Here is a 4671-nt window from a genome sequence, read left to right as displayed (position 1 = left end):
GCTGCTGGCTGCGTATATGCAGGTAGTGGAGTACGGCTTGGTATTTGAAGTGTAATGTATATTTGCTCATAAAAAAACTGCACCTTGTGAGTTGGAGGGGATGTCCAACTTTTGGGGTGCAGTTCAACATTCAGACGGCCTTTTTTGATCAGCCCAACTGTTTTTGCTTTTCGCTCAACAGGGCGTGTACGTGAAGCGCGGTAGCGTAGCGGTCTTCTCCTGCTTCAATCGGATCGAGGAAATGCAGCTCGACCGTGCTGGAAGGCTGGCTGATGACCATGCAGATGGATTGCCAGAGGCTGATGTCACCGTAGTAGGCAGTGTGCGGATTAGGGCTGCTGCCGTTCGGATTCGGATAGCGGCAGAGTGCTGGAATAATCGGTACGCCTGCATCATAGGCCGTCTGAAAAAAGCTGGGTTTGAACGGCAGGATTTCACGGCCTTCGGTACTGGTGCCTTCGGGGAAAATGGTGACGGTATCGCCGTTTTTCAGTGCTTCGGTTACGCCGGCGATTTTGGCGGAATTGCCTTTGATGCCGCGGTTGCGCGAGACGTAAACCGTTTGCGCCTGTGTGGCGAGATAACCGACCACCGGCCATTTGGCCACATCGTCTTTAGCCACAAAGCGGCCGGGAAAAGCGCCGTTGACCGCCATAATGTCCAACCATGAAATATGGTTGCTGATAATCAGCTGACCGCGATCTTCTTGCGGCGGCGTGCCGAAGGTTTGCAGTTTCATGCCGCAGGAAGCAAGCACGCGCAGCGACCATAATTGGATTGCGCGCAGTTTGCGTTTGCTGCTGTAAAAGGGAAACAGAAAAAACATTTCGGCCATGCCGTACAAAAGGCAGCCGGCAATACAGAGAAGACGGAAGATAAAACGGATTTTGGCGGTCATTGTGTGTGTTTTTTTTATAAAGATTAGGCAGGCCGTCTGAAGTTTCAGACGGCCTTTTATTATGAATCGGTTTTAGGGGCAAAACGCTGCAAGTAGCGGTCGGAAAGGTGGCTGATGTCCATCATGATCAGCACATCCGCGCAGTTGAATGCTTCATCGACGCAAGGCTCGCCGCAAAACCACGCGCCTGCTTTGAGATAGCCTTTGATCAGTGCGGGTACAGGCGGATTTTCAGACGGCGTGATGCTGTCCCATTTGAGCGGGTTGAGCGGTTTGACGCGCCATTGTTCCGGAGCGAGGTATTTGTCTTTCAAAGCATGATACAAGCCCGCCGCATCGTTGCCGCCGTCGCGCATTTCGATACTGCCGCAACCAATCATAAAGCGCAGGTTTTCGTCTTTCATGAATTTGACCAAACCGGTCCACAACAGCATGACCAAGCCGCCGTTGCGGTAGTCCGGGTGGGTACAGGCGCGGCCGAGTTCGACGGTTTGCGGCAGAATGTCTTTCAAAGGCTCAAGGTCGAATTCATGCTCGCTGTACCAGCCGCCGACTTTTTTCGCGGTTTCTTCGGTAATCAGGCGGTAGCAGCCGATAACTTCGCCGGTTGCATCGTCGAAGGCAAGCAGGTGGTGGCAATGCTCATCATAAGGATCGACATCACGGCCGTCATCGCTTTCGATTTCCGCCCCCAACTCTTGGGCAAAAACCTGATAGCGCAATCTTTGGGCGGCTTCGATTTCAGCTTGGGTTTCTGCAAGGCGTACGCTCAGGCCGATTTTGGGGCCCGTTTGATTGAAACGGCTGGGGGACATGATGTTTCCTGTTTGAAGAAAATGGCTGATTATAGCGGATATAAGGACAGATTTATATTGATTTGCTTTGCGGTAGGGCAAATTATGTCGGGTTGTTGGAAAAAGGCTTCAGGCCGTCTGAAACTGATGGCTGTTTAGAAAGATGGCCAAGAACATTTGCCAAGATGTTTGAAATTTATGACATAAATCAAAATATTTATCCGAATTATTTAATATGAGAATAAAAATATATACAATATAACTAGTTCAAAAGTATTAATATGATTGAATGGGATATTTTTAATATTTAAAAAATGGAGAATATAAAGATGAAACTGAATGTATCGCTCAGTTCTTTATGTTTGGCTTTAGCGCTTTTTTTCGGTACTGCGTATGCGGACGGAGGTATCGTTGCCGGAACCATGCACAAGACGGGTTCTTTGGCTGTCGGTAAAGAATCCGTATCGGGCGAAAATGCCGCTGCAGTTGGCGACAAGGCTAAAGCAGGCGGCTATAAGGCGGCTGCTTTGGGTTATGATTCTGCCGCTTCCGGTTTGAGCGCAACTGCTTTGGGTGGCGAATCCAAGGCGGAGGCATTGCGGTCGGTGGCGGTTGGCTTTCGGGCCCATGCCAAGGGAACAAATGATGTAGCAGTCGGTGGCGCAGCAGCTGCTTCTGGCGGTCAATCTGTTGCAGTTGGCCTGCTGTCCAAGGCTTCGGCTTTGCGTGCCGTTGCGGTAGGTAATGGCGCGCAGGCAAGTAATATTGATGCAGTAGCTATCGGCAGAGATAGTGAGGCGGATGCGCTCAGTGCAACGGCCTTAGGTGATCGAGCTAAAGCACGTGGGACTCAATCACTTGCACTAGCATCGGCTGCTGAAGCAGAAGGTTATCAAGCAGTGGCAGTCGGTACGCGTGCGGTATCGAATGCCGTAAACAGTGTGGCTTTGGGTGTAGAGTCTTCCGCCACGGCCTTGAACGGTCTGGCTGTCGGTACCAGCTCCAGCGTGCGTAAAGAAGGTGGTACCGCAGTCGGCGGCGGCGCATCGGCTTTGGAAGAGAAATCTTTGGCGCTCGGTTTCCAAGCCAAAGGTAAAGCCGAGAAAGCGGTGGCTCTGGGTGCGCAAAGCATCGCAGATTCGGCTGCAGGGCAGGCAGGCTATGATTTTGCGACACAGTCGGCAAGTCAATCTGAAGAAACGGCATGGAAATCGACATTGGGCGCGGTTTCGGTTGGCAATGAAAAGGACAGCCGTCAAATTACCCATGTGGCTGCCGGTACTCAGGATACGGATGCGGTAAATGTGGCTCAGGTTAAAAGGCTTGCGGAAAGATGGCAGGCCGACAGTCAGCAAAAAGAGTCGGCGGTGGCTGCTCAAATCAATCAGATACGAGCTGAAACACGCGTAGAAATGAAAAAACTGGAAGACCGTGCGGATGCCGGCTCTGCCGCTGCGATTGCGGTGGGCAATCTGGGACAAGCTTACCAGCCGGGACAGGGTGCGGTATCCATTGGCAGCGGCGTTTGGCGCGGAAAGGCCGGTTTTGCTGTCGGAGTATCGAAAGTATCCGCCAGTGGCAAATGGCTGGTGAAAGGTTCGGCTGTTGGCGCATCTAAGGGTGGTGCAGGCGGTGGAGCCAGCGTAACCTATCTGTGGTAGAAAATTTCAGATGGCCTTGAATGTTGAGGCCGTCTGAATTTGGCATGCCAAGCGGTAGAAGCGTAAAATTAACGTTTTTGTCGCTTTTTTTATTATGGAAACCTCTTTCCTGCTTGCCGGAAAAATCACCGAGCTGACTCTGATTGTTTTGATGGGCGTGGCCTTGGTGAAGGCCGGGCTGTTGAAATCGGAAAACAGCTTTACGCTCTCCGTTATCGCGCTTTACCTGATCAGCCCGTCCGTCATGATTCATGCTTTTCAGATGGACAATACGCCGCAGATTATTGAAGGGCTGAAGCTTTCCGTCATGCTGGCGGTGTTTTTCCATGTGGTGTTGATTGTTTTGGGCAGGTTGTTTAAGCACTTGTTCAAACTCGATGCGCTTGAACACGCGGCGACGGTGTACAGTAATTCGGGCAACCTGATTATCCCTTTGGTGATGTCGGTCTTTGGTGCGGAATGGGTGATTTACACCAGCGGTTTTATCATGGTGCAGACGTTTTTGTTTTGGACGCATCTGCGCCTGTTGATTTGCGGCCGCGGCAATGTGGCTTGGAAAACCATTTTCACCAATATCAACATCTTATCCATGCTGGTCGGGCTGCTGATGTTTATCTTTCAGATTAAGCTGCCGCATATTATTGATAATACTTTGGCGACGGTAGGTAGCATGATTGGCCCGGTTGCCATGTTGGTGGCGGGCATGCTTTTGGCTTCTTTGCCGCTGCGCTCGATTATGTGGACACCGAGGCTTTATCTCGTTGCTTTTTTAAGGCTGATTTTGATTCCGGTATTATTGCTTTTTGCCGTTAAAGTCTGCGGTTTTGCCCATCATGATGCGCATGCGGATACGGTTGTTTTAATCAGCTTTTTGGCAACGACTTCGCCTGCCGCCTCGACAGTTACCCAAATGGCGGTTGTTTACGGTAAAAATGCCCAAAAAGCCAGCGCGATTTATGGGCTGACAACCTTGCTTTGTGTGGTAACCATGCCGGTGATGATTGCATTATATCGTTGGATTATTTAAGAAAAGGGCAGGCCGTCTGAAACGTTGGCATTATGTTTCAGACGGCCTGTTTGTTATTTTAAATTTGAAAATAACTTTTATTATCAATTAATTAAACAATTAAAAAACTATACAAAGCTGATTGCTGCGTGTATCCTTACGCCTAACATTCATTCAATATAAATTGTAGAAACTAGTAGCGTTGTTTACAGTATTTCCAGGAGAATACTGAAATATGAACATGCACAAAAACACCCGTCTCACCCCTCACCACCGCCAAGCCATTTGGCTGGCCTACACGCAGGGGAAGGA

At 50.0% G+C, this 4671-nt stretch carries 4 protein-coding genes and 2 pseudogenes; 3 read left to right on the top strand and 3 right to left on the bottom strand.

Translation table 11 applies throughout. The features are described 5' to 3' along the window. From ACTHTQ_RS11115 to ACTHTQ_RS11105, 3 genes and pseudogenes are all read right to left on the bottom strand, one after another. Window positions 1-130 (bottom strand): annotated as a pseudogene (locus tag ACTHTQ_RS11115) (helix-turn-helix domain-containing protein); the annotation flags it as partial. A gap of 18 nt (window positions 131-148) precedes the next feature. Continuing rightward, the gene (locus ACTHTQ_RS11110; RefSeq protein ID WP_440363951.1) at window positions 149-898 is read right to left on the bottom strand and encodes a lysophospholipid acyltransferase family protein; all 750 of its coding nucleotides are present in this window, start codon (window positions 896-898) and stop codon (window positions 149-151) included. A gap of 59 nt (window positions 899-957) precedes the next feature. Further along, on the bottom strand, window positions 958-1713 hold the full coding sequence (locus tag ACTHTQ_RS11105) for a GNAT family N-acetyltransferase (protein ID WP_049329687.1): 756 nt from the start codon (window positions 1711-1713) through the stop codon (window positions 958-960). A 308-nt stretch (window positions 1714-2021) separates the two neighbouring features. Between ACTHTQ_RS11105 and ACTHTQ_RS11100 the strand changes: the two genes are divergently transcribed. The 3 genes and pseudogenes from ACTHTQ_RS11100 to ACTHTQ_RS11090 all read left to right on the top strand — a co-directional run. Beyond that, window positions 2022-3353, top strand: coding sequence for a YadA-like family protein (locus tag ACTHTQ_RS11100; protein ID WP_440363950.1), 1332 nt, complete (start codon window positions 2022-2024; stop codon window positions 3351-3353). A gap of 94 nt (window positions 3354-3447) precedes the next feature. Continuing rightward, window positions 3448-4380, top strand: a complete 933-nt coding sequence (locus ACTHTQ_RS11095) for an AEC family transporter (RefSeq protein WP_440363949.1) — start codon at window positions 3448-3450, stop codon at window positions 4378-4380. A 214-nt stretch (window positions 4381-4594) separates the two neighbouring features. Continuing rightward, window positions 4595-4671, top strand: a pseudogene (locus tag ACTHTQ_RS11090) (helix-turn-helix domain-containing protein); the annotation flags it as partial.

It is taken from the genome of Neisseria sp. P0020.S003, assembly GCF_051957095.1.
In the GTDB taxonomy this organism is placed as follows: Bacteria; Pseudomonadota; Gammaproteobacteria; order Burkholderiales; family Neisseriaceae; genus Neisseria; species Neisseria subflava.
This window is presented reverse-complemented; position numbering and strand designations above follow the sequence as displayed.